The sequence below is a fragment of the Micrococcus sp. R8502A1 genome (assembly GCF_006704135.1).
Classification (GTDB): domain Bacteria; phylum Actinomycetota; class Actinomycetes; order Actinomycetales; family Micrococcaceae; genus Micrococcus; species Micrococcus luteus.
Window position 1 is genome coordinate 1 of record NZ_VIGS01000110.1, and the last position, 810, is coordinate 810.

Below are 810 nucleotides of genomic sequence, written 5' to 3' on the forward strand. Positions count from 1 at the left end.
TGTAAGAGGTCATGACGTTGTTGACTCGGGCCGGGGCCAACGAGGCCGGAGGAGCGTCTCCGCAGGAGGTATGAGGCCGATGGTAGTTGTAGTGGTTCACCCACACCGCCAGGGCCTCACGCCGAGCTGTCTCTGAGGTATACGGGCGGGCGTAGAGGACCTCATCGACCATCAGCCGGTTGTACCTCTCCACCTTCCCGTTATGGCGCGGGGTGTATGGGCGGATCCGGTGGTGCCGGCCCCCGAGCGAGACCACCTTCCGGGTGAACTCCGCGGCCCGGTAGTTGTTCCCGTTGTCCGTGACCACCCGGTCCACGGTGATGCCGTGGGCGGCGAAGAACGCCCGCGCCCGGCAGTAGAAGCTCACGGTCGTGGCCGCCCGCTCGTCCTCCAACGCCTCGGTGTAGGCCAGGCGGGTGTACCCGTCGATCGCCGAGTGCAGGTAGGTGTAGCCGACCCGCCGGCCAGGCCCGCGCTTGGAAGCACGGCCTGCTTCACTTTCACGTCCGTGGGTGCGCCAGCCGCCCCCGTCAGGGATGCGCCCGATCTTCTTCACGTCCAGGTGCACCATGTGCCCCGGCCCTCTCGCGGTGATCTTCTGGGGTCGTTGGCGCAGGTCCTCACCCGTGGGCGCGAGGTCTGGCAACCGGGAGATGCCCAGCCGGTGCAGCCACCTGCCCACCGTGCGCAGGCACAGCTGGTGGCCTTCAGAGACGAGGTGGTGATGGATGCGGCGGGCTGACCACTTCTCCCTGCGACGCAGGGTCTGGATCTGGGCCACCACCTCGGGGTCGAGCTGGGCAGGTGAAC

At 67.8% G+C, this 810-nt stretch carries 1 protein-coding gene; it reads right to left on the minus strand.

Annotation, left to right across the window (positions count from 1 at the left end):
- The coding region (locus FLM69_RS11265) for an IS481 family transposase (RefSeq protein ID WP_141844307.1) at positions 1-810 on the minus strand (810 nt) is incomplete at both ends.